Annotated in this window: 29 protein-coding genes; 3 read left to right on the plus strand and 26 right to left on the minus strand. The window is 66.6% G+C overall.

Features of this window, described 5'->3' with window-relative positions:
- Positions 1-40: 40 nt before the first annotated feature.
- Positions 41-2,167: a GAF domain-containing protein gene (locus tag KEG57_RS18580; RefSeq protein ID WP_272458216.1), complete on the minus strand. Its 2,127-nt coding sequence runs from the start codon at positions 2,165-2,167 to the stop codon at positions 41-43.
- A gap of 168 nt (positions 2,168-2,335) precedes the next feature.
- Positions 2,336-3,583, minus strand: coding sequence for a transcription termination factor Rho (rho, locus tag KEG57_RS18585; RefSeq protein ID WP_272416911.1), 1,248 nt, complete (start codon positions 3,581-3,583; stop codon positions 2,336-2,338).
- A 350-nt stretch (positions 3,584-3,933) separates the two neighbouring features.
- Between rho and KEG57_RS18590 the strand changes: the two genes are divergently transcribed.
- Together KEG57_RS18590 and KEG57_RS18595 are read left to right on the plus strand one after the other, a co-directional pair.
- Positions 3,934-4,212, plus strand: coding sequence for an acylphosphatase (locus KEG57_RS18590; protein ID WP_272458217.1), 279 nt, complete (start codon positions 3,934-3,936; stop codon positions 4,210-4,212).
- A 47-nt stretch (positions 4,213-4,259) separates the two neighbouring features.
- Positions 4,260-5,987 carry a tetratricopeptide repeat protein gene (locus KEG57_RS18595; RefSeq protein WP_272458218.1) on the plus strand — a complete coding sequence of 576 codons (1,728 nt, stop codon included), beginning with the start codon at positions 4,260-4,262 and terminating at the stop codon, positions 5,985-5,987.
- A 141-nt stretch (positions 5,988-6,128) separates the two neighbouring features.
- Here KEG57_RS18595 and rplQ read toward each other — a convergent pair whose 3' ends face one another.
- From rplQ to rplV, 24 genes are all read right to left on the minus strand, one after another.
- Complete coding sequence (gene rplQ, locus KEG57_RS18600; protein ID WP_272416914.1) at positions 6,129-6,695, minus strand: 50S ribosomal protein L17; 567 nt, start codon at positions 6,693-6,695, stop codon at positions 6,129-6,131.
- Between the two features lie 10 nt (positions 6,696-6,705).
- Entirely contained in the window at positions 6,706-7,743 is a 1,038-nt protein-coding gene (locus tag KEG57_RS18605) for a DNA-directed RNA polymerase subunit alpha (RefSeq protein ID WP_372518158.1), read from the minus strand.
- Positions 7,744-7,951: 208 nt separating this feature from the next.
- Positions 7,952-8,581: a 30S ribosomal protein S4 gene (gene rpsD, locus KEG57_RS18610; protein ID WP_272458219.1), complete on the minus strand. Its 630-nt coding sequence runs from the start codon at positions 8,579-8,581 to the stop codon at positions 7,952-7,954.
- 36 nt (positions 8,582-8,617) lie between these two features.
- Positions 8,618-9,022: a 30S ribosomal protein S11 gene (gene rpsK, locus KEG57_RS18615; protein WP_136935268.1), complete on the minus strand. Its 405-nt coding sequence runs from the start codon at positions 9,020-9,022 to the stop codon at positions 8,618-8,620.
- Positions 9,023-9,045: 23 nt separating this feature from the next.
- Positions 9,046-9,426, minus strand: coding sequence for a 30S ribosomal protein S13 (gene rpsM, locus KEG57_RS18620; RefSeq protein ID WP_272416916.1), 381 nt, complete (start codon positions 9,424-9,426; stop codon positions 9,046-9,048).
- A gap of 12 nt (positions 9,427-9,438) precedes the next feature.
- Positions 9,439-9,552: a 50S ribosomal protein L36 gene (gene rpmJ / locus KEG57_RS18625; protein WP_136935266.1), complete on the minus strand. Its 114-nt coding sequence runs from the start codon at positions 9,550-9,552 to the stop codon at positions 9,439-9,441.
- 48 nt (positions 9,553-9,600) lie between these two features.
- Positions 9,601-9,855, minus strand: coding sequence for a translation initiation factor IF-1 (gene infA / locus KEG57_RS18630; protein WP_136921418.1), 255 nt, complete (start codon positions 9,853-9,855; stop codon positions 9,601-9,603).
- Positions 9,852-10,490, minus strand: a complete 639-nt coding sequence (locus KEG57_RS18635; RefSeq protein ID WP_272416917.1) for an adenylate kinase — start codon at positions 10,488-10,490, stop codon at positions 9,852-9,854. The genes infA and KEG57_RS18635 overlap by 4 nt, the downstream gene beginning before the upstream one ends.
- Positions 10,491-10,506: 16 nt before the next feature.
- The gene (gene secY, locus KEG57_RS18640; protein WP_272416918.1) at positions 10,507-11,835 is read right to left on the minus strand and encodes a preprotein translocase subunit SecY; all 1,329 of its coding nucleotides are present in this window, start codon (positions 11,833-11,835) and stop codon (positions 10,507-10,509) included.
- A 45-nt stretch (positions 11,836-11,880) separates the two neighbouring features.
- A complete protein-coding gene (rplO, locus tag KEG57_RS18645; RefSeq protein ID WP_271930126.1) occupies positions 11,881-12,354 on the minus strand; it encodes a 50S ribosomal protein L15 in 474 nt (157 codons plus the stop codon).
- A gap of 14 nt (positions 12,355-12,368) precedes the next feature.
- Positions 12,369-12,578, minus strand: a complete 210-nt coding sequence (gene rpmD / locus KEG57_RS18650) for a 50S ribosomal protein L30 (protein WP_372518152.1) — start codon at positions 12,576-12,578, stop codon at positions 12,369-12,371.
- Positions 12,575-13,177 carry a 30S ribosomal protein S5 gene (gene rpsE / locus KEG57_RS18655; protein ID WP_272416919.1) on the minus strand — a complete coding sequence of 201 codons (603 nt, stop codon included), beginning with the start codon at positions 13,175-13,177 and terminating at the stop codon, positions 12,575-12,577. Before rpsE ends, rpmD begins: the two co-directional genes overlap by 4 nt.
- Before the next feature lie 86 nt (positions 13,178-13,263).
- Positions 13,264-13,623: a 50S ribosomal protein L18 gene (gene rplR, locus KEG57_RS18660; protein ID WP_136935260.1), complete on the minus strand. Its 360-nt coding sequence runs from the start codon at positions 13,621-13,623 to the stop codon at positions 13,264-13,266.
- A gap of 48 nt (positions 13,624-13,671) precedes the next feature.
- The gene (gene rplF / locus KEG57_RS18665) at positions 13,672-14,271 is read right to left on the minus strand and encodes a 50S ribosomal protein L6 (protein ID WP_272416920.1); all 600 of its coding nucleotides are present in this window, start codon (positions 14,269-14,271) and stop codon (positions 13,672-13,674) included.
- Positions 14,271-14,663 carry a 30S ribosomal protein S8 gene (rpsH, locus tag KEG57_RS18670; protein WP_272416921.1) on the minus strand — a complete coding sequence of 131 codons (393 nt, stop codon included), beginning with the start codon at positions 14,661-14,663 and terminating at the stop codon, positions 14,271-14,273. Before rpsH ends, rplF begins: the two co-directional genes overlap by 1 nt.
- Before the next feature lie 4 nt (positions 14,664-14,667).
- The gene (locus tag KEG57_RS18675; protein ID WP_136935257.1) at positions 14,668-14,853 is read right to left on the minus strand and encodes a type Z 30S ribosomal protein S14; all 186 of its coding nucleotides are present in this window, start codon (positions 14,851-14,853) and stop codon (positions 14,668-14,670) included.
- A gap of 10 nt (positions 14,854-14,863) precedes the next feature.
- On the minus strand, positions 14,864-15,598 hold the full coding sequence (gene rplE, locus KEG57_RS18680) for a 50S ribosomal protein L5 (RefSeq protein WP_504968466.1): 735 nt from the start codon (positions 15,596-15,598) through the stop codon (positions 14,864-14,866).
- Positions 15,599-15,601: 3 nt separating this feature from the next.
- Positions 15,602-15,916 carry a 50S ribosomal protein L24 gene (rplX, locus tag KEG57_RS18685; RefSeq protein WP_136935256.1) on the minus strand — a complete coding sequence of 105 codons (315 nt, stop codon included), beginning with the start codon at positions 15,914-15,916 and terminating at the stop codon, positions 15,602-15,604.
- Positions 15,916-16,284: a 50S ribosomal protein L14 gene (gene rplN, locus KEG57_RS18690; protein ID WP_136935255.1), complete on the minus strand. Its 369-nt coding sequence runs from the start codon at positions 16,282-16,284 to the stop codon at positions 15,916-15,918. Before rplN ends, rplX begins: the two co-directional genes overlap by 1 nt.
- Positions 16,285-16,286: 2 nt before the next feature.
- A complete protein-coding gene (rpsQ, locus tag KEG57_RS18695) occupies positions 16,287-16,607 on the minus strand; it encodes a 30S ribosomal protein S17 (RefSeq protein ID WP_271930142.1) in 321 nt (106 codons plus the stop codon).
- Positions 16,608-16,611: 4 nt separating this feature from the next.
- Positions 16,612-16,830, minus strand: coding sequence for a 50S ribosomal protein L29 (rpmC, locus tag KEG57_RS18700; protein ID WP_272416922.1), 219 nt, complete (start codon positions 16,828-16,830; stop codon positions 16,612-16,614).
- Positions 16,831-16,840: 10 nt separating this feature from the next.
- On the minus strand, positions 16,841-17,254 hold the full coding sequence (gene rplP / locus KEG57_RS18705; protein WP_272416923.1) for a 50S ribosomal protein L16: 414 nt from the start codon (positions 17,252-17,254) through the stop codon (positions 16,841-16,843).
- A 9-nt stretch (positions 17,255-17,263) separates the two neighbouring features.
- Positions 17,264-17,956, minus strand: coding sequence for a 30S ribosomal protein S3 (gene rpsC / locus KEG57_RS18710; protein WP_136935251.1), 693 nt, complete (start codon positions 17,954-17,956; stop codon positions 17,264-17,266).
- 15 nt (positions 17,957-17,971) lie between these two features.
- Entirely contained in the window at positions 17,972-18,310 is a 339-nt protein-coding gene (gene rplV, locus KEG57_RS18715; RefSeq protein WP_153821371.1) for a 50S ribosomal protein L22, read from the minus strand.
- 510 nt (positions 18,311-18,820) lie between these two features.
- Between rplV and KEG57_RS18720 the strand changes: the two genes are divergently transcribed.
- Complete coding sequence (locus KEG57_RS18720; RefSeq protein WP_272416924.1) at positions 18,821-19,561, plus strand: hypothetical protein; 741 nt, start codon at positions 18,821-18,823, stop codon at positions 19,559-19,561.
- The last annotated feature ends 304 nt before the right edge of the window (positions 19,562-19,865 follow it).

Consider the following 19,865-nt stretch of genomic DNA (forward strand, 5'->3'; position numbering starts at 1 on the left):
CCGAGGCGATGCGCGCAAGGGATCCGCGGATTCTACCGAGCTATCCGGTTCGTCCCGCGGGTTGGCCCGGGTTGCTCGCGCGGCCGCTGCGTCGGCTCGGTGGCCCTTCCTCGCCGGGCTGGCTCGCTCGCGCCGTCTTGGCCGATCGGTCGGCCTCGGACTCCTCGGCCGCCGGCGCCTGCGGCGAGCGCGCCGTCGCCGCGGAGGCCGACGTGGGGCTCGTCGCGTGCACGAGCGGCAAGCCCGTTGCCTCGTCGACACGCGCGCTCGATGCCCGTGGGATGTGCGGCGACGCGGGAGACGCGGTCGGGGCAGGGGGCGCGATCGTCGCCATCATCGGCGTCTCTTGCGGGATCCGGATCGTGAACGTCGTTCCGCGCTCGGACGAATCCACCTCGATCGAGCCTCCGTGCTCGTCGACGATCTTCTTGACGATCGCGAGGCCGAGGCCTGTGCCGCCGCGCTTGCCGCTCGTCACGAACGAGTGGAACAGCCGCTCGCGGATCTCCGGCGGAATCCCGCGTCCCGTGTCGGAGACGCTGAGCACGAAGTCCGAGCCGTGCCGCAGTGCGCGCAGTACCACCTTGCCGCCGCCGTGCGGCTCCATCGCCTCGACCGCGTTGCGCACGAGGTTGTGCACGACGCGCGTCATCTTCGTCTCGTCGAAGCGCGCGGTGCCGCGGTCGTCGAGCTCCATCACGATCGTGACGCGGTTGCCTGCGAGGTCGAGCTGGAGCTGCTTCTCCAGGTCGCCGAAGAACTTCGTCAGGTAGACCTTGCGCACGAGAATGCTGCGCTCGCCACGCGCGAACTCGAGCAGCTCGCGCTGCATCGCGCTGATTGCGTCGAACTGCTTCAGGATGAGCCTCGCGTGCTCGGCGCGCACAGAGGACTCGCTCGCGGTCGCCATGAGCTGCACGTAGCCGCTGATCACCGTGAGCGGCGTGCGCATGTCGTGCATCACGCCCGAGAGCAGACGCCCGATCGCCGTGAGACGCTCGCTCTTCTCGCGCTCGGTGCGCGAGCGGAAGAGGCGCACCGCGGTCGACGCGTTCGCCGACACGAGCCGCAAGAGCGAGCGATCGTCCTGCGTGAAGCCGAGCGTGTTCTTCGCGTTGTAGAGCCCGAGCGCGCCGAGCGACGTGTCTTCCTCGCCTTCGAGCGGCACGACGATCGCGCTCTCGATCTCCAGATCGAGCGACGGATGCATGTGCGCGAGCGCGGCCTCGGCGACCGGCCCGATCGGCGGATCTTTCGGGCCGAGGTGGACCGACTCGTTGTGCGTCATGGCCCAGCCGAGCAGGCCTTCGCCGCGCTTGACGGGCAGTCGCTTCACGTCGACGTCGCGCACCGAGACGCCCGGCGCCGACGCGTCGCAGAAGTACAAGAACACGCCGGCCTCGCCCTCGTCGACGAGCAGACCACCGGCGCGCGCCTCGCACGCCTTCGAGGCCTCGGCGATCACCGCGCGGCTCAGCTCTTCGAGCGACGAGGCTCCGCTCATCGCCGTTTCGAGCTCGAAGAGCAGCTTCAGATCGGCGACGCGGTGCTCGAGCTGTTCCTTCGTCTCAACGAGCTGCATGTTCTTCTGGATGACCGAGAGGAACAGGCGCGAGTTGTCGATGGAGATCGCCGCCTGCGTGGCGAGCGCCGAGAGCAGCTCCTCGTCGTACTGCGAGAACTCGCCCTTGCCGCCGTGCTTGTTGAGCACCTGCACGACGCCGATCGTGCGGCCCACGTGGTTGCGCATCGGCGCGGCGAGGATCGAGCGCGTCCTGTAGCCCGTGAGCTCGTCCCACGTGCGCTGGAAGCGTTTGTCCCTGTACGCGTCCTTGACGCGGGCGATTTTGCCGTGCTTGGCGACGTGGCCGGCGATGCCTTCGCCGACGGGCAGCTCGATCGAGCGCACCTCGCCGCCGAGCATCACCCGCGAGAGCAGCATCTTTCGTTGCTCGTCGAGCAGGTACAGCGTGGCCCGGTCGGCTTCGAGCAGCTCCGTGATCTTGCCGAGGATGAGCTCGAGGAGCTGGTCGAGGTCGAGTGTGGAGCCGAGCGCGAGCCCGACGTCGCGCAGGGCGCTGACGGTCTTCTCCGAGCGTTCGAGCCTGGCCTCGAGCTCCTCGACCCGGGCCGTGAGCTCTCGCAGGCGGTCCGCCTTACCGGTCACTCGTCGACGCTAACACGCCTCCGGCCGGCGCTACAGCGCTCCCGCAAAATCGCGATGGATCCGGCGTTTGCCCGAGGGATCGGGAGGGGAGGGGAGGGGAGAGGAGGGTAAAAAGGGAAGGGGGCCCCACGAATTGCGGGGCCCCTCAGGCTCGACCGAAGGCCGGGCCTACTGATTCATGCTTTCGAGGAACTCCTGGTTCGTCTCGGTGCGGCTCACCTTGTCGAGCAGGAACTCCATGGAGTCGATGACGTTGAGCGGGTGCAGGAGCCCGCGGAGCAGCCAGACGCGCTGGAGGATCCACTCGGGCAGGAGCAGCTCTTCCTTGCGCGTCGCGCTCTTGTTGATGTCGAGGCAGGGGAAGATCCGCTTCTCCATGAGCTTGCGGTCGAGGTGGATCTCGCTGTTGCCCGTGCCCTTGAACTCCTCGAAGATCACCTCGTCCATACGCGAGCCCGTATCGACGAGCGCGGTCGCGATGATCGTGAGCGAGCCGCCCTCCTCGATGGAGCGGGCCGCGCCGAAGAAGCGCTTCGGCTTGTGCAGCGCGTTCGAGTCGACGCCGCCGGAGAGGATCTTGCCGCTCGGGGGGACGACGGTGTTGTAGGCGCGGGCGAGGCGCGTGATCGAGTCGAGCAGGATGACCACGTCGTGCTTCTGCTCGACGAGGCGCTTGGCCTTCTCGATGACCATCTCCGCGACCTGCACGTGGCGCGTCGCAGGCTCATCGAAGGTCGAGCTGATCACCTCGCCCTTGATGTTGCGCTGCATGTCCGTGACCTCTTCGGGCCGCTCGTCGATGAGCAGCACGATGAGCGTGGTCTCCGGGTGGTTCGTGCTGATCGCGTTGGCGATGTTCTGCAGCAGCACCGTCTTGCCGGCGCGGGGCGGCGAGACGATCAGACAGCGCTGGCCCTTCCCGATCGGGCAGAGCATGTCGATGATGCGCGTCGAGAAGCCCTTCGTGCCGTTCTCGATGTTGAACTTCTGCTGCGGGTAGAGCGGCGTGAGGTTGTCGAAGAGGATCTTGTCGCGCGCGACCTCGGGCGAGACGCCGTTGATCTTGTCGACCTTGAGCAGAGCGAAGTACGCCTCGCGCTCCTTCGGGGGCCGGATCGGGCCGCTCACCGCGTCGCCCGTGCGCAGGTTGAAGCGCCGGATCTGCGACGGGGAGACGTAGATGTCGTCCGGACCCGGCAGGTAGTTGTAGTCGGGCGCCCGCAGGAAGCCGAAACCGTCGGGCAGGCACTCGAGCACGCCCTCGCCGTACACCGGCTGGTCTTGGGCAGCCAAGGCCTGGAGGAGCGCGAAGATGAGCTCCTGCTTGCGCAGGCCCGCGGCTCCTTCGATGTTGAGGCCCTTGGCCATCTGCACCAGATCGGCCATCGATTTCTGCTTCAGTTCACGCAGGTGCATCGATCGAAAACTCCACGCAGGGGCGTCGGCCGGGAGACGGCGCGTTCCCCGAGGTCGGTAGGGTTGTGGGAAGGTCGAGCTTCGAGTCGGCCCTTGGGCCGGCTCTCGTGGATTGCCCGCCCCTGGGAAGGGCGGTTCGACGGACAGTGATGGGCGTCCCCAGCGAGGGGGCGCGGCCGAGCGCGGTGCTCGGCGGGCGGGGACTCTATCAAGCGATACTGCCCTGTCAATCGGCCGATTCGCCTCGCGGGTTCGCTCCTTCGGGGGCGGATCGTTTCAGCGCGTGCGTTCGCGCGCAGGCCTACGAGGTTGCCTCGGTCGCGACGTGCGAGTAGGAATCGAGCGGTCCGATGGGGCTGAAACAAGTGCATCTGCACGTGAAGGGTCGCGTCCAGGGCGTCTATTTCCGGGCGTCGACGCAGCGCGAAGCCAAGCGCCTCGGCCTCTCCGGCTGGGTCAAGAACCGTCCGGACGGAGGCGTCGAGATCCTCGCCGAAGGCGAAGAAGACGGCTTGAAAGAGCTCATCGCCTGGGCCCAAAAAGGCCCGACCGCGGCGCGCGTGGAGCGTGTCGACATACGCTGGCGCGGATTCCAGGGCGATTTTCCGGACTTCCGCATCGTCGAGTGAACCGCCCGGGAAGGGCCGCGCGCTCGCCCGTCGTTCTCGGGGGCACCGTGAATCACGTCTCGAAGCTCGCTTCGTCGTTCGTTCTCGTCTCCGCGCTCGCGCTCGTGCCCCTGCACGTGCACGCCGCCGGAGAGCTCACGCAACCTTCGGCCTCGGCCTCGGCCGCCGCAGCGCCGGCCGCGCCCGCTTCTTTGCCAGAGCTGCCGAAGCTCCAGCCGATCGTGCTGCAAGAGCCCGACGCCGCGGCGCTGCAAGAGCTCGACCGCGTGCTCGAGCGCCTCACGACGGGCGACGCGCGCGCGAAGGAAACGGCGCGGACGGCCGTCGCGGAGGTGACGCCCGCCGTCGTGCCTGCGGTGCGCGCGCGTGTGCAGGAGCTCCGCGCCGGGCTCGACCGCAAGGAGGCGCAAGGCCTGCTCGACGACGCGCGCAAGGCCGGCCGCAAGTCGCTGCGGGACAAGGAGAAGGCCGAGAAGGCGGAGAAAGGAGGCAAGGAGAAGGACAAGGCCGGCAAGGACGAGAAGGCCGCCGCCAAGGACGACAAGGCCAGCAAGGACGCGAAGGCGCCGAAGAAGAGCAAGGCCGACAAGGAGAAGGACAAGGACGCGGAGGACGAGGGCGATTGGCTCGAGTTTGTCCTGGCCTCTCCAAAGCCGAAGAGCGACACCTGGCGGGATCTCGTCCGCCTGCTCGCGATGGAGCGCATGCTGACCGCGGCGGGCACGACGCCCGCGGTGCGCGAGCTCCTGCAGATGTACTCGTACTTCGGCGAGCTCTTGCGGGTCGATCTGCAGCGGCAAATCGGAAAGCTGCGCGACCGCGCCGTCCCCGCGCTCATCGAGGGCCGCCAGCACGACGCAAAGATCGTCCAGCGCTTCGCGAGCAAGCAGCTCGATCTGCTCGGCCGCGCGATCCCCGGCGAGGCCGTCGGCGTGACCGATCCGCAAGTCCTCGCCGACATCCTGCGCGCCTACGGCCGCACGCGCGACGTCGACGCCGTCCGCGTGATCCTCTCGTTCAGCAACAGCGACCGCATCCAGCTCCGCGAGGCCGCGCGCGAGGCGATCGCAGCGATCGGCGAGCCCGGCATCTGGCAGCTCCGCGACGCCTACCTGAACCAGACGGGCAACAAGGCCCCGCGCGAGTTCACATGGGACCGCATCGCGCGCGAGCTCTTCGGCATGTACGACCGCGCGCGGCTCGCCGAGGTCTACAAGCTGATGGACGAGGGCGCGGCGCATGCAGCCGCGAGCCGCTGGGTCGAGGCGACGAGCGCGTTCGACAAGGTGCTGGCGCGCTCGCCGGTGTTCGAGCGGCGCAAGGAGATGGCGCCGGCGTACGTGGCGCACGCGAAGACGCTCGAAGAGAAGGAGCCGGCGGCGGCGCTGGAGATGCTGCGCAAGGCGCTGCGGCTCGACCCGAAGGGGGAGGGGGCGCGAAAGATCGAGGCGGAGATCGCCTACCTCGAAGGCGTGACCCTCATCGCACGAGGCACGCCGGACAAGTTTCCCCTGACGAAGGCGATCGAGCTCGATCCGAGCAACGAGCGCGCGAAGCGGGCGCTCGCGTCGCTGGAGCAGGAGCGCATCGCGCCGCAGAAGAGCTCGCTGCACCGCTACGTGGCGGCGAGCGGCGTGGGGCTCGTCGCGCTGATCGCGATGATCTTCCTGGCGCGGCGCAAGCCTGACGCCGGTCGCGACGCGGAAGGGTCGCGGGCAGGCAGCAATCCGCCCACTCCGCCCGCGCCAGATGCGCCGGTTGCCGGCGCGGAGTGAGCTTCCGCGAAGCGGATCGCAGTCCAGACAAACGAAAACACGGGCACCCTGTGGTGTCCGTGTTCGTTTTTCCCTTCCAAACCCGTGAACGGTGGCGACCGGTCACCCGATCCCCGTTCACGGGTTCGTCGTGGGAGCGCTTTACTCGTTCGACGCGGTCTCGCCCGAGCTCGCCGTCGAGGCGGACTCGGCCGAGGCCGACGCGGCCGACGTGGGCTCGGCGGTCACCGCCGCAGCCGGCTCCTCGGGAGCCTGCTTGTCGGTCACCGGCGTCGCGTCGATGAACTCGATGTAGACCATCGGCGCATTGTCACCCCGGCGATTGCCGAGCTTGATGATGCGCGTGTAGCCACCGGGCCGGCCCTCGAAGCGCTTCGAGAGGTCGAGCATCACCTTCTCGACGACGTCGACCTTGGTCCCGTCGGCCTTCACGCCGAAGCGCGGCACGTACGACGAGACGAGACGCTCGGCGTGGAGCCGGCGCGCCTTGTCGGCCGCCGACAGCTCGCTCTGCGCGGTATAGGCGATCTTGCCGAGGCGCGTGGCCTTGGTGATGAGCCGCTCCGCGACGCGCCGGAGCTCCTTGGCCTTCGCGTCCGTCGTCTCGATGCGCTCGTGGGTGATCAGGTTCGCCGTCAAGTTGCGCAGCATCGCGCGCCGGCTCGACGTGTCCCGACCAAACTGCCTCCCCGCCTTCTTATGACGCATATCGCACCCTCTAGGCTTGCGCCTGCTGCGCCTTCCAGCGCTCGAGCAGCTGCGGCCAGTTGTCGATCTTCATACCGAGCGAAAGCCCCATGTTCGCGAGGATCTCTTTGATCTCCTTCAGGGACTTCCGACCGAAGTTCTTGGTCTTCAGCATGTCCTGCTCGGTCCGCTGCACGAGCTCGCCGATCAGGGTAATGTTCGCGTTCTGGAGGCAGTTGGCGCTGCGCACGCTGAGCTCAAGCTCCTCGACCGAGCGGAAGAGGTTCTCGTTCAGCGGCTCCTCGTCGCCCGGCACCGTCTGGTAGCTCGTCTCCTCCGACTCCTCGAAGTTGACCCAGATCGAGAGCTGTTCCTTCAGGATCTTCGCGGCGAACGCGACCGCGTCCTGGGGCAGCACCGAGCCGTTCGTCCAGACCTCGAGCGTCAGCTTGTCGTAATCGGTCACCTGACCGACGCGCGCGTTCTGGATCGTGTAGTTGACCTTGCGGATGGGCGAGAACAGCGCGTCGATAGGGATCGTCCCGATCGCCATCGTCGGCGTCTTGTTCCGCTCCGCGGGCACGTAGCCGCGGCCGACGTTCACCGTCAGCTCCATCGCGAGCGGGCCCTTTTTGTCGAGCACCGCGATCAGGTGATCGGGGTTCAGCACGCTGAGCCCGTCGACGAGCTGGATATCGCGCGCGTACACCGGCCCCGGGCCCTCTTTGTCGACGCGGACCGTGTAGGTGCGCGCGGCGGCCGCCTTGAAGACGACCTCCTTGAGGTTGAGGATGATGTCGCTCACGTCCTCGACGACGTCGGGCACGGTGGTGAACTCGTGCAGCGCCCCCTCGATGCGGACTGCGGTGATCGCCGCGCCCTGCAGCGACGAGAGGAGCACGCGGCGGAGCGAGTTGCCGATCGTGATCCCGAAGCCGCGCTCGAGAGGCTCGCAGGTGAACTTCGCGTAGAAGTTGTTCGCCGACTCCGTGTCGATCGAGATGCCCTTCGGGCGGATCAGATCGCGCCAGTTTCGCGCGATCATCGTCATGCTTCCGCTGGTCTGCATCGTCATCAGCGTCCTCTTTCTTCGAGGGGTTCGCGCGGAGATCTCACCCCGTCACCGCACTCGGTGAGCGAAAGCCGTCTCCTGCCCGCGTCGCGCCAGATGGCGCTCTTTTCCTGCAATCAAAAAGCGATCGGGGCCGCGCTCCCTCGCACGCCCCCGATCAGCTTTCCGAAACGTTCACCGCAAGACCACCGACCTGCGAACAGAATCAGCGCGAGTAGTACTCGACGACGAGCTGCTCGCGGATCTCCGGCTCGTTGAGGTCCTCGCGCACCGGGGTGCCCTTGACCGAACCCGAGAACGACCCGCGGTCGGCCTCGAGCCACGAGGCGATCGGGCGCTTGTCCGCGCCGGCCACGGCGGCCGCCACGAACTTGAACTTCTTCGCGCCCTCCGTGAGCTCCACGCGATCGCCCACCCGAACCACGAAGCTCGGGATGTCGAGGCGCTTGCCGTTCACCTTCACGTGACCGTGGCGCACGAGCTGACGCGCCTCGGAGCGCGACGCCGCGTAGCCGAGCCGATGCACGACGTTGTCGAGGCGACGCTCGAGGAGCGCCAGCATCTCTTCACCCGTGCGGCCCTTGCGACGGCTCGCCTCCTGGAAGTAGCCGTGGAACTGGCTTTCGAGAACGCCGTAGATGCGACGCACCTTTTGCTTCTCGCGGAGCCGGACGGCGTACTCGCTGAGCTTGATGCGACCCTGGCCATGCTGGCCGGGCGGGTAAGGACGCCGCGTGTAGGCACACTTCTCCGAGTAGCAGCGCTCTCCCTTGAGGTAGAGCTTCATGCCTTCGCGGCGGCAGAGCTTGCAGACAGGACCAACGTAGCGAGCCATGTTCGTAACCTCGAGCGGACTCCCGCGCGCGCTGCTTCAGACCCGGCGCCGCTTGGGCGGCCGGCAACCGTTGTGCGGAATGGGCGTGACGTCGCGGATCAACGTCACCTTGAAGCCGGCCGTCTGCAGCGCACGGAGCGCGCTCTCGCGCCCGGCGCCAGGGCCCTTCACGAATACGGCCACCGACCGCATCCCGTGCTCCTGCGCCCGCCGCGCCGCCTCTTCGGCAGCGAGCTGCGCAGCGAAGGGCGTCGACTTGCGCGACCCCTTGAACCCGCGCGCACCGGCCGACGACCACGCCACGGCATTGCCGTTGATGTCCGTGATCGTCACGACCGTGTTGTTGAACGTCGACTGGATGTGCGCAATCCCAGCCGCGATGTTCTTCTTGACCTTCTTCTTCTGCTTGGCCTTGGTGGCCGCCGTTTTCGGACTCGCCATAGCGTCCTCTTCCTAACGTCCCGTCACGCCTTCGTCGCCGGGCGACGCTGCAGCATGCCCTTGCGGGGGCCCTTGCGCGTACGCGCATTCGTGTGCGTGCGCTGGCCATTCACCGGCAGACCGCGGCGATGCCGAAGACCGCGGTAGCAGCCCAGATCCATCAGCCGCTTGATGTTGAGCTGAACCTCACGACGAAGATCGCCCTCCACCTTGTACTCGGCGTCGAGGATCTCGCGGATCGTCCTGATCTCTGCGTCGTTCAGCTCCTCCACCCGCTTGTTCTCGGGGATCTTGGCTTTCGCGCAGATCTGCTTCGCGAGGGCGCGGCCGATACCATAGAGGTACGGAAGCGCATACGCGAGATGCTTACGACGCGGGAGATCGACGCCAGCAATACGTGCCATGGTTGCTCCAGCTCAGCCCTGACGCTGCTTGTGGCGAGGGTTCTCGCAGATCACGCGCACGACGCCGCGACGGCGCACCACCTTGCACTTGTCGCAGATTTTTTTGACGCTCGGTCGCACCTTCATGACGCGGCTCCGTTCCCTGTCCTCGCTCCGCTATTTGGGCTGCTTGGTCTACTTGTGACGATACGTGATCCGGCCACGCGTCGGGTCGTAGGGCGAAACCTCGACCGTAACGCGATCGCCGGGCAAAATCTTGATGTAGTACTGACGCATCCGGCCGCTGATGGTCGCGAGCACCCCGAGACCATTGTCGGCCTTTACCCGAAACATCGCGTTCGGAAGAGCCTCCTGAACGACACCATCGAACTCGAGCTTGTCGCCCTTCGGTTCCTTCGCGGGTTTCGAGCTTTGGTTCGATCGCCTCATGACTCTTCCGGATGCGCTCGGCCAAGGGCCCCGAGCACCCTCGCCGTGACCTCCTCGGGTTTGCCGACACCATCGACACGCCGGAGGAGACCTTTTGCTTCGTAGTAGGGCAGAAGTGCCGCCGTCATCGCCTCGTACGCATCGAGACGCTTTCCGACGGCCTCCGGCCGATCGTCCGCCCGATGCTCTAGCTCGGCATCCGGGGGCGGCGGATTATAGACGAGATGGTAGATCTGTCCAGACCTTTTGTCGGTCCGACGGTGGATCAAGCGCTCCTCCAGGAGAGATCGCGCCACATCCAGCTGCAAAACAGCATCGATCGTGAGGCTCCGACCCGCAAGCAGACGCTCAAGCGCCTCGGCCTGGGGGACCGTACGCGGAAAACCATCCAGCAAGAACCCGTTCTTGCAGTCCGCATCGTCGATGCGCTTGTCGATGAGATCGATCATCGCCTGGTCCGGAACGAGGCCGCCCGCGTCCATGATCGCGCGGTACTGCGGATCGAGCGTGCCGGCTGCCTTGGCAGCGCGAAGCATGTCACCCGTCGAGATCTGCGGGATCCCAAACTTGCCGGTGAGAACCTTCGCCTGCGTGCCTTTGCCCGAACCGGGCGGACCAACCAAGATCGCGATCATCCGAAGATCTCCCTTCTCATCCCTCGGGGAGGCGCCGCGCCCGAATGCGGCTCGCCCCAGGGCCGGTGAGCCCTTCGTAGCTGCGCGTGATGAGCTGCGCCTCGATCTGGTTGACCGTATCAAGCGCAACACCCACGACAATCATCAGGGACGTCCCGCCAAACGTAATCTGCACACGCAGGAGGTCACCAACCACCGACGGCAAGACACACACGGCCGCGACGTACATCGCCCCGCCGAACGTGATGCGATTCATCACGCCCTGGATGTAGTCCGCCGTCTGCTTGCCCGGGCGAATGCCAGGGATGTTCGCCTGCTGCTTCTTCAGGTTCTCCGCCACGTCGACCGGCTGGAACGTGACGCTCGTGTAGAAGTAGCAGAAGAACACGATCAGGAGCGCGTAGCCGGTGTTGAACACCCAGCCGCCGCCGCTGATGATCGACTGGAGCTTGTCCGCACCCGGCACGTTCATGTTCGCCAGCGTCGCGGGGAACATGAGCAGCGAGGAGGCGAAGATCGGCGGGATCGTGCCCGCCGTGTTCACCTTGAGCGGCAGGTGCGCGTTCTGCGCGCCGTACACGCGACGCCCCACCTGCCGACGCGAATAAACGATCGGGATCTGCCGGCGACCGTTCTCGAAGAACGCGATCACCGCGATCGCAGCCACGACGAACGCGCCGACCGCAGAGATCGTGAGCGGCTGGATGTTGCCCGCGTTCGTCGCGAGATAGCTACCCACCCAGCCCGGCACGCCCGTCACGATACCCGCGAAGATCAGGAGCGAGATGCCGTTGCCGATGCCGCGCTCCGTGATCTGCTCGCCGATCCACATGAGAAACGCCGTTCCCGTGGTCAGCGTGATCATCGTCATGAGCTGGAAGCCGAGACCCGGGTGCGTGACGATGCCCGCGCCCGCGTCCGAGGCCGACCAGCCCTCGACGAGCTTGGCGCTGCCGTACGCCTGGAAGAGCGACAGCGCGACCGTGCCGTAGCGCGTGTACTGATCAATCTTGCGCCGCCCCTGCTCTCCCTCTTTGCGCAGCTCGTCGATGGGCTTGTAGACCATGCCCATCAGCTGGATGATGATCGATGCCGAGATGTACGGCATGATCCCGAGCGCAAAGAGGGAGAAGTTCTCCAGCGCGCCGCCGGAGAACATGTTGAAGAAGTTCAGCAAACCGCCCGACTGCTTGGCCATGTACTTCGACATGGCGGCGCGGTCGACGCCGGGGACCGTGACGAAGACCCCGATGCGGTACACGGCCAGCATCACGAGGGTGAAGATCACCCTGCGCCGGAGCTCCGGGACCTTGTGGAAGTTCGCAATTCCCGCGAGTGTGGCCATGGTACGTCGGTGTGCTGCCTTGGGGGGGCTCGAGCCGAAAGGACGTTAGGCTTGCGCCGAAGCCTTGCCGGGCGCAAGCACGATCGCCTTGCCGCCCGCCGCCTCGATCTTGGCGATGGCGCTCTTCGAGAACCGGTGCGCCGTCACGGTGAGCTTCTTCGTGAGCTCGCCGTCGCCGAGCACCTTGATGAGGTCGTAACGACCCTGGAGCAGGCGCTTGCCCTCCAGCGCCTCCTGGTTCACGTCCGCGCCAGCCTCGAAGATCTCGAGGTCGCCGACGTTCACGTTCGCGACGATCGCCGCGAGCGGGTTGCGGAAGCCGCGCTTCGGGAGGCGACGCTGAATCGGCGTCTGGCCGCCCTGGAAGTGCTTCTTGCCGATGTTGCCCGTCGACCGGGCCTTCTGGCCCTTCTGGCCACGACCCGCCGTCTTGCCGAGGCCGGAGCCCACGCCGCGGCCGACGCGGGTCTCCTTCTTGTTGGCGCCTTCCGGGGCCTGAAGCTTCGAGAGGATGTCCATGCTGCTTCGCTTTCTTACTTCGACGCCTGCGCGCCGTTGCCGTCGACTTCCTCGACCGAAACGAGGTGGATCACCTTCTTGACCATGCCACGGAACGAGGGCGTGTTCTCCACGAGAACCTCATGGCCCGGCTTGCGAAGGCCGAGGCCCCGCAAAACCTTGCGCGTGTGCTCCGTCTGGTTCGTCACGCTGCCCGTCTGCCGCACGCGGAGATGGCTCTTCACGGCGTACCTCCTTCACCCCCCTCGCGCGGGTTGCGAGCGGGGGGCATCTGACTCGCACGACGACGGTTCGTCGCGCCCGTCGCGCTGCCGCCCTTGCGCTGCCAACCCACGTCGTCCACCTGCATCGAGCGCCTGCCCGCGACCTGCTCCACGCTCTTCAGCGCCTTGAGGGCCGCCACCGTCGCGTGAACGACGTTGTGCGGGTTGCTCGTGCCGAGCGACTTCGAGAGAACGTCGTGGATGCCCGCGGACTCGACGACCGCGCGCACCGCACCGCCCGCGATGACGCCCGTTCCAGGGCTCGCCGGCTTCAAGAGCACCTTGCCCGCGCCGACGTGCCCGAACGCGTCGTGCGGGATCGTCGCCCCGTCGAGCGGGATGCGGAAGATGTTCTTGCGGGCCTGGTCGTTGCCCTTCCGGATCGCCTCCGGAACCTCGTTGGCCTTGCCCAGGCCGACGCCCACATGTCCCGACTCGTCGCCCACAACGACGAGCGCCGAGAAGCTGAAGCGCCGCCCGCCCTTCACGACCTTGGCGACGCGGTTGATGTGGATCACCCGCTCCTTGAGCTTTTCTTCGTCGACCTGATCGAACGCCATACCGTGCCTTCTTCGTCGTCCGTGAAGTCTTCGCTATCGCCCGAGACGTTTTGCCCGAGACCCCCGCGGGTCCGGCGCCTTCGGGGCTAGAACTCGAGCCCCGCCTCCCGCGCGGCCTGAGCGAGGGCGCTCACGCGCCCGTGATAGAGGTAGCCGTTCCGATCGAACACGACACGGTCGATCTTCTTCGACTTGCAGATCTTGGCGATGAGCGCCCCGACCTTCTTGGCCGCGTCGACCTTGTTGTCGTTGTCGAGCGTGCCCTTCAGGTCCTTCGACAGCGTCGACGCGTGCGCGACGGTCTGACCCGTCGTGTCGTCGATCACCTGCGCGTAGATGTGCTTCGCGCTGCGGAAGACGGTGAGGCGCGGGCGAGCGGGCGAGCCGTTCACCTTCTTGCGAATACGGAGCTTGCGGCGCTCCCGTCCGACGATCTTCATAGCCATGGTCGTAACCCCGTACCTGTAGGGGCGACACGAGGTCGCCCCGCTCGGTTACTTCTTGCCGCCCTTACCGCCAGCCTTACCGGCCTTCTCGCGAACGCGTTCGCCACGATAACGAACGCCCTTGCCACCGTAGGGCTCCGGCGGACGGAAGCCACGGATCGTCGCGGCCGTCTGCCCGATGAGCTCCTTGTCGGCGCCCGTCAGAACGAGGACCGTGCCCTTCGAATCCGCCGGAATCGTCGCCGTGAGGCCCTTCGGCACGTTGAACACGACCGGGTGCGAATACCCGAGCGCGAACGTGAGCGTCGTGCCCTTCAGGTCGACACGGTAACCGGTGCCCTTCAGCTCGAGCACTCGCTCGTAGCCGTCGGCCGCGCCCTTCACCATGCCGGCGAGCAGCGCCCGCACGAGCCCCTGCAGCCGCGAGCCATCACGCCCGGGAGCCGTCGAGGTCACGTGCAGCTTCGCGCCTTCGACCTTCACGTCGACGGTCGAAGGCAGCTCGCGCGCGAGCTGGCCCTTGGTGCCCTTGATCTCGACCTTGCGCCCCTGCACCGACACGGTGACGCCCTTGGGGACGTCCACCGGTCGCTTGCCGATGCGCGAAGTCTTGGAGGCCTCGCCTTGTTGCGTCGTAGCCGTCTGCATCACCACACCTCGCAGATGAGCTCGCCTCCGAGCTTGTTTTTGCGGGCGTCGCGGTCGCTCATCAGGCCGTGGGAGGTGCTCAGGATCGAGATCCCGAGGCCGGAGAGCACGCGGGGGATGCGGTCGTGCTTGACGTACACGCGTCGCCCCGGACGGCTCACCCGACGGACTCCGTCGATCGCGCTCGAGCGGTCACGCCCGTACTTCAGCACGATCGTCAACTTCCCAGGGTTGCCGTCGCTCGGCCGCACGTCCGCGATGTACCCCTCGGACTTGAGGATCTCGGCAACGGCCTGCTTCATTTTGCTTGCAGGAACCTCGGTCCGATCGTGCCGCGCGAGGGCGGCGTTCCGGATCCGGGTCAGCATGTCGGCGACAGGATCGGTCATCATGGCATCACCAGCTCGCCTTGATCACGCCCGGCAGCTCGCCTCGGAGCGCGAACGTACGAAGACAGATGCGGCAGAGCTCGAAATCGCGGTAATAAGCCCGCGAACGGCCGCACACCTTGCAACGGTTCCGGTGCCGCACGGCGAACTTGGGCGGCCGGTTCAGCTTGGCGAATTCTTTTGCACGGGCCATCGAACGTTCCTCAATGCCTGAACGGGATCCCAAGCTCCGTGAGAAGGGCTCGTCCCTCCTCGTCGGTGCGCGCGGTCGTCACGAACGAGATGTTCATTCCCTTCACGACGTCGACCTTGTCGTAGTCGATCTCAGGGAAGATGATCTGCTCGCGCAGACCCATCGTGAAATTGCCCTTGCCGTCGAAGCCCTTCGGGCTCACGCCCTTGAAGTCACGCACGCGCGGCAGGGAGAAGCTGATCAGGCGATCGACGAACTCCCACATCCGCTCCCCGCGCAGCGTCACCATCACGCCGATCGGGAGGTTCTCGCGGAGCTTGAACGTCGCGATCGACTTGCGGGCGCGCGTCACGACCGGCTTCTGGCCCGAGATCGCCCGCATGTCCTCGACAGCGGAGTCGATGATCTTCGGGTTCCCGACGGCAGCGCCGAGGCCCATGTTGATCACGACCTTCTCGAGGCGCGGCACCATCATCGGGTTCTTGTACCCGAAGCGCTTCGAAAGCGCGGGCCCGACAGCGTCCCGGTACTTGTTGCGCAGACGCGGCGTGTAGCTCGGATCGCGCGGAACGTCAGCGACTTCGGCTTGCGACGTGGCCTTCGCCTCGCCCTTGCCCTTGCCGCCCTTCCCGGCTTCCTTGCCACCCTTGCCGGCCGCAGCCGCCTGCGGCTTCGCAGCCGCCGGCTTGGCGTCCTTGGGCTTTTCGCCCTTGCCCTTGCCCTTTTCTTCCTTCTTGTCCGCCATGGCTCAGCCTGCCGCGATCACGGCGCCGCTCTTCGCGGTGCGCTGCTTCTTGCCATCGACGATCGTAGACTTCACCCGCGTGGGCTTGCCCGTCGTCGGATCCACCGGCATCACCTTGGAGGCATGGAGCGGCGCCTCCTTCGTGATCTTGCCGCCTTGCTGGTTGCGCGGCGTGGGGCGCTGATGGCGCGTCACCACGTTGATCCCCTCGACGACGACCTTGTCGTCCTCCGCGAGGACCTTCGTCACGCGACCCTGCTTGCCCTTGTCCTTGCCGCTGATGACCTGCACGAGGTCACCGACTCGGAGCCGTCGCATCAGAGCACCTCCGGCGCGAGCGAGATGATCTTCATGAACTTCTTCGCGCGGAGCTCGCGAGCCACCGGCCCGAAGATACGGGTCCCGATCGGCTCCTTCTCCTTGTTGATCAGCACCGCGCTGTTGGTGTCGAACTTGATGTAGGTGCCGTCCGAACGCTGATACTCACGCGCCGTGCGCACCACCACCGCCCGCGCCGTGTCGCCCTTCTTCACCTTGGTGCCCGGCATGGCTTCCTTGATGGACACGACGATCACATCGCCGAGCCCCGCGTACTTGCGACGCGAGCCACCGAGAACCTTGATGCACTTGACGACCCGAGCCCCGGAGTTGTCAGCCACTTCGAGATGCGTCGTGACCTGGATCATGGCTACTCCTCCACCGGGCGGGAAATGAGCTTCGTGACGATCCAGCGCTTCTCGCGCGAGATCGGGCGGTGCTCCTGGATCTCCACGCGGTCACCGACCTTGTACTCGTTCTTCTCGTCGTGCGCCTTGTAGCGCTCGCGAGCCCGGACGTACTTCTTGTAGACCGGATCCGGCGAGTTACGCACAACCTCGACCACGACGGTCTTGTCGCACTTGTTGCTCTTCACGCGCCCGACGAGCTTGCGTCGGAAGCCGTGCGGCTTCGCGGTCGTCTCGGCCTGAGCCTGCCCGGCGGCGGTCGCGTTCGCCTCGTTCGTTGCCATGGCTCTACTTGTTCCCTTCCGCCGCTGCCGCCGACTCGCTGGCACGCTGCTGGAGGATCGTCTTGACCCGGGCGAGATCGCGGCGCGCCTTGCGGATCGCCGACGTGTCGTTCAGCCGGTTCGTGAAGTTCTTGAACTTGGCGTCGAACACCTCACGGCCGAGGTTCTTCTCGAGCTCCTGCAGGTGCTCCGTCGTGCGTTCGCGCAGATCCTTCGCCTTCATCTCGAATACCTCACACGATCCCGCGAGCGATGAACTTGCACGCCATCGGGAGCTTGTGCCCGGCGAGGCGGAACGCCTCACGCGCCATCTCCTCGGGCACGCCCGAGATCTCGTACATGACGCGGCCCGGCCGCACCGCCGCGGCCCACTCCTCCGGCGCACCCTTTCCGCCACCCATGCGGACCTCGAGCGGCTTCTTCGTCACCGGTCGGTCCGGGAAGATGCGGATCCAGAGCTTACCCGCGCGCTTGCAGTGCCGCTGAATTGCCATACGCGCAGCCTCGATCTGGCGAGACGTGATGCGCGCGGGCTCGAGCGCCTGCAGGCCGAAATCACCGAAGGACACGTCGCTTCCCGAGGTCGCAACCCCGCGAATGCGGCCCTTCTGCATCTTGCGGAACTTCGTTCGCTTGGGAGACAGCATCGGTCTGTCCTACTGAATCCGGCGCGATTTGCGCTGGAGAACCTCACCCTTGAAGATCCACACCTTCACGCCGATGATGCCGACCTTCGTCCTCGCCTCAGCGAGGCCGAACTCGATGTCGGCGCGCAGCGTGTGGAGCGGAACCCGACCCTCGCGGTACGTCTCGACCCGGCTCATCTCGCTGCCGCCGAGCCGGCCCGCGCACCGAACGCGGATGCCCTTCGCGCCGAACTTCATCGCCGTCGCCACGGCCTTCTTCATGGCGCGGCGGAACGCGATGCGGCGCTCGAGCTGCGTCGCGATGTTCTCCGCGACGAGCTGCGCGTTCGTCTCCGCCTTCCGGACCTCCTGGACGTCGATGAAGACCTCGTTGTCCGTGAAGGAGGCGACGCCCGGGAACACCGTCTCACCCTTGGTCGCGGTGCCGACGTTGCCACCCTTCAGGGTCTCGATGCCCTTGCCGCCCTTGCCGATCACCATCCCCGGACGCGCCGTGTAGACGATGACCTTGGCCCGGTTCGCGGCGCGCTCGATCTCCACGCTCGCGATGTTCGCGTTGTAGAGGTACTGCTTGATCGCCCGCTTGATGCGGATGTCCTCGTGGAGCCACTTCTGGTACGCGTTGCCGTCCTCGTACCACTTGCTGCTCCACGTCTTGATCACGCCGACGCGGAAGCCGTACGGATGGGTCTTCTGTCCCATGGAAGCCGTGTTCCTTTACTTGCGCTCGCTGAGCTCGATCACGATGTGAGAGACGCCCTTCACGACTTTCGTCGCGCGCCCCATCGCACGGGGGCGCCAGCGGCGGTTGAACTTGTTCGGGCCCTTGTCGACCGTCGCCTTGCTGATGAACAAAGCGTCGACGTCGGCGCCACCCTGGCGGGCGTTCGCCACCGCGCTCTCGATGACCTTTTTGATCACCGGCGCGGCTGACTTCTCCGTGAACTGGAGCAGCTGGATCGCATCCGCTGCATCACGTCCGCGGACCAGGTCCGCAATCATGCGCGCCTTTCGCGGAGAGATCCGCGAAAACATCGCACTGGCCTTGCTTAGCATCCGAGAAACCTCGCAGACAGGGGGCCGGTTCGGCCCAGGGCGCCCGGTCGTTGGCCAACCCGGTCGACCAGCGTTACGCCTGTCGAACCGAGCCCTGCCGTCGTACGTTCCGGAACATCAACCCGACGTCTCGCGACGAGAAACCCTCTCCGCGTCACCGGGGGGTGTCCCACGGCGGCCGAAGAGGCGAGCTGAGTCCGAAGCGCCGTTACGGCTTCGGGAGAGACGAACACCAAAGGTGATCGCCTCCAGGAAAACGGAGCGCGGTGTCTAGCAAAGCCCCACGACGCTTGCAAGCGAGATCCGCAGAAAATCTGCGCGCTCCCCCGTCCGTGAGGGAGCCGGCTGAACGGATCTGCCGCGATCGCTGAACGGGCGTACGGAGCACGGTTCGGTTTTGAAGGATCCGCCGGGCCGCTCGTACTACGCTGACACTTCTTGAAATCGTCCGCGCCGGAGCCCCACCCCCCCGGGCCCTCGGCGCCTCCTACACTCCGGAGGTTTCGGAACATGCAGTCTCGCTCGACGTTTGCCTTGGTTCTTACTTCGTTCCTCACGGCCGCGGCCCTCAGCAGCGGCTGCATCATCGTCTCGGATCCCAACAACAACACCGGCGGCAACGGTGGCGACGGCGGCGCGGGTGTCGGCGCCTCGGGCGGCACGGGCGGCACGGGCGGCCAGGGCGGCACGGGCGGCGTCGGCGGCACCGGCGGCACCGGCGGCACCGGCGGTGAGGGCGGCGGTTCCAACTGCGTCGGCCCCGAGGACGGCGACGGCAGTGTCGCCGCCTGCGACGCCATGAACATCACGCCCAAGCCGGAGGGCCCCGCGGCCCAGTGCCCGGGCACCGACCCGAACGGCAACCCCATCGAGTTCGACCCCCCCGGCTACGGCACGTGCAAGCGCGGCTTCGAGATCTACACGCGCGGCGCGGCCACCGTGCTCCAGAACTGTCTCTCGGACATCGGCGTCGAGCCCGCGAACGCCTGCGACGATCAGCAGGTCGCGGACTGCGTCGGCAAGATGTACGGCGCGGCCTGCCCCTCGGCCGACGCGGCCCTCGCCTGCGAGACGATCTCCAACCAGCTCTGCATCAACGGCGAGACCTTCGACACGCAGGGCTGCCAGCTCGAGACGAATCCCTTCAACAACGCCGCGCTCCAGGAGCTCGCCAACTGCATCTCGGACAGCGCCCTGCCCGATTGCAACGACGCATACGACGCCTGCTTCGCGCAGGTCACGAGCTACTGACCCTCCCTCGCCCGCGCGTCCGGCGATAGAGAACCCCGGGCGCGCCGCCCTTCCTCCGTCCGCATTCCCTCCCAGGATCGCGAGTTCTCCCACGATGGGAGCCGTTCGTTTGCACGGCTGCAGCTCGCATCGGCTGTGGATCGACTTCGTTCGTCCGAGTTGAGCCGCACGCGGAAATCTGAGACGATGCTCCGGAAGTCGCTTCGGCCCGCTTGATCGGAGCCGCACTCCCGGCAGGCGCGCGCTCCGGATCCGACATGCGCGGCGGGTGCTCCACGTGGCCGCACCACCGCGCGCATTCGGG

Source organism: Polyangium jinanense (genome assembly GCF_028435365.1).

Coding starts and splice junctions, on each gene's coding strand:
- rho (WP_272416911.1), bottom strand. CDS start 3,583: ATGCACCTGCGTGAACTGAAGCAGAAATCGATGGCCGATCTGGTGCAG.
- rpsC (WP_136935251.1), bottom strand. CDS start 17,956: ATGGGACAGAAGACCCATCCGTACGGCTTCCGCGTCGGCGTGATCAAG.
- rpmJ (WP_136935266.1), bottom strand. CDS start 9,552: ATGAAGGTGCGACCGAGCGTCAAAAAAATCTGCGACAAGTGCAAGGTG.
- rplQ (WP_272416914.1), bottom strand. CDS start 6,695: ATGCGTCATAAGAAGGCGGGGAGGCAGTTTGGTCGGGACACGTCGAGC.
- rplO (WP_271930126.1), bottom strand. CDS start 12,354: ATGGACATCCTCTCGAAGCTTCAGGCCCCGGAAGGCGCCAACAAGAAG.
- rpsE (WP_272416919.1), bottom strand. CDS start 13,177: ATGGCGTTCGATCAGGTCGACGAAGAAAAGCTCAAGGAGCGGGTGATC.
- rplE (WP_504968466.1), bottom strand. CDS start 15,598: ATGGCGGACAAGAAGGAAGAAAAGGGCAAGGGCAAGGGCGAAAAGCCC.
- rplN (WP_136935255.1), bottom strand. CDS start 16,284: ATGATCCAGGTCACGACGCATCTCGAAGTGGCTGACAACTCCGGGGCT.
- rpmC (WP_272416922.1), bottom strand. CDS start 16,830: ATGAAGGCGAAGGATCTGCGCGAACGCACGACGGAGCACCTGCAGGAG.
- rplR (WP_136935260.1), bottom strand. CDS start 13,623: ATGGCTATGAAGATCGTCGGACGGGAGCGCCGCAAGCTCCGTATTCGC.
- rpsK (WP_136935268.1), bottom strand. CDS start 9,022: ATGGCGAGTCCGAAAACGGCGGCCACCAAGGCCAAGCAGAAGAAGAAG.
- KEG57_RS18635 (WP_272416917.1), bottom strand. CDS start 10,490: ATGATCGCGATCTTGGTTGGTCCGCCCGGTTCGGGCAAAGGCACGCAG.
- rplX (WP_136935256.1), bottom strand. CDS start 15,916: ATGCGACGGCTCCGAGTCGGTGACCTCGTGCAGGTCATCAGCGGCAAG.
- secY (WP_272416918.1), bottom strand. CDS start 11,835: ATGGCCACACTCGCGGGAATTGCGAACTTCCACAAGGTCCCGGAGCTC.
- rplP (WP_272416923.1), bottom strand. CDS start 17,254: ATGCTGTCTCCCAAGCGAACGAAGTTCCGCAAGATGCAGAAGGGCCGC.
- KEG57_RS18605 (WP_372518158.1), bottom strand. CDS start 7,743: ATGCAGACCAGCGGAAGCATGACGATGATCGCGCGAAACTGGCGCGAT.
- KEG57_RS18720 (WP_272416924.1), top strand. CDS start 18,821: ATGCAGTCTCGCTCGACGTTTGCCTTGGTTCTTACTTCGTTCCTCACG.
- KEG57_RS18590 (WP_272458217.1), top strand. CDS start 3,934: ATGGGGCTGAAACAAGTGCATCTGCACGTGAAGGGTCGCGTCCAGGGC.
- rpsH (WP_272416921.1), bottom strand. CDS start 14,663: ATGATGACCGATCCTGTCGCCGACATGCTGACCCGGATCCGGAACGCC.
- rpsM (WP_272416916.1), bottom strand. CDS start 9,426: ATGGCACGTATTGCTGGCGTCGATCTCCCGCGTCGTAAGCATCTCGCG.
- KEG57_RS18675 (WP_136935257.1), bottom strand. CDS start 14,853: ATGGCCCGTGCAAAAGAATTCGCCAAGCTGAACCGGCCGCCCAAGTTC.
- rpsQ (WP_271930142.1), bottom strand. CDS start 16,607: ATGGCAACGAACGAGGCGAACGCGACCGCCGCCGGGCAGGCTCAGGCC.
- rplF (WP_272416920.1), bottom strand. CDS start 14,271: ATGCAGACGGCTACGACGCAACAAGGCGAGGCCTCCAAGACTTCGCGC.
- rpsD (WP_272458219.1), bottom strand. CDS start 8,581: ATGGCTCGCTACGTTGGTCCTGTCTGCAAGCTCTGCCGCCGCGAAGGC.
- rplV (WP_153821371.1), bottom strand. CDS start 18,310: ATGCTAAGCAAGGCCAGTGCGATGTTTTCGCGGATCTCTCCGCGAAAG.
- infA (WP_136921418.1), bottom strand. CDS start 9,855: ATGAGGCGATCGAACCAAAGCTCGAAACCCGCGAAGGAACCGAAGGGC.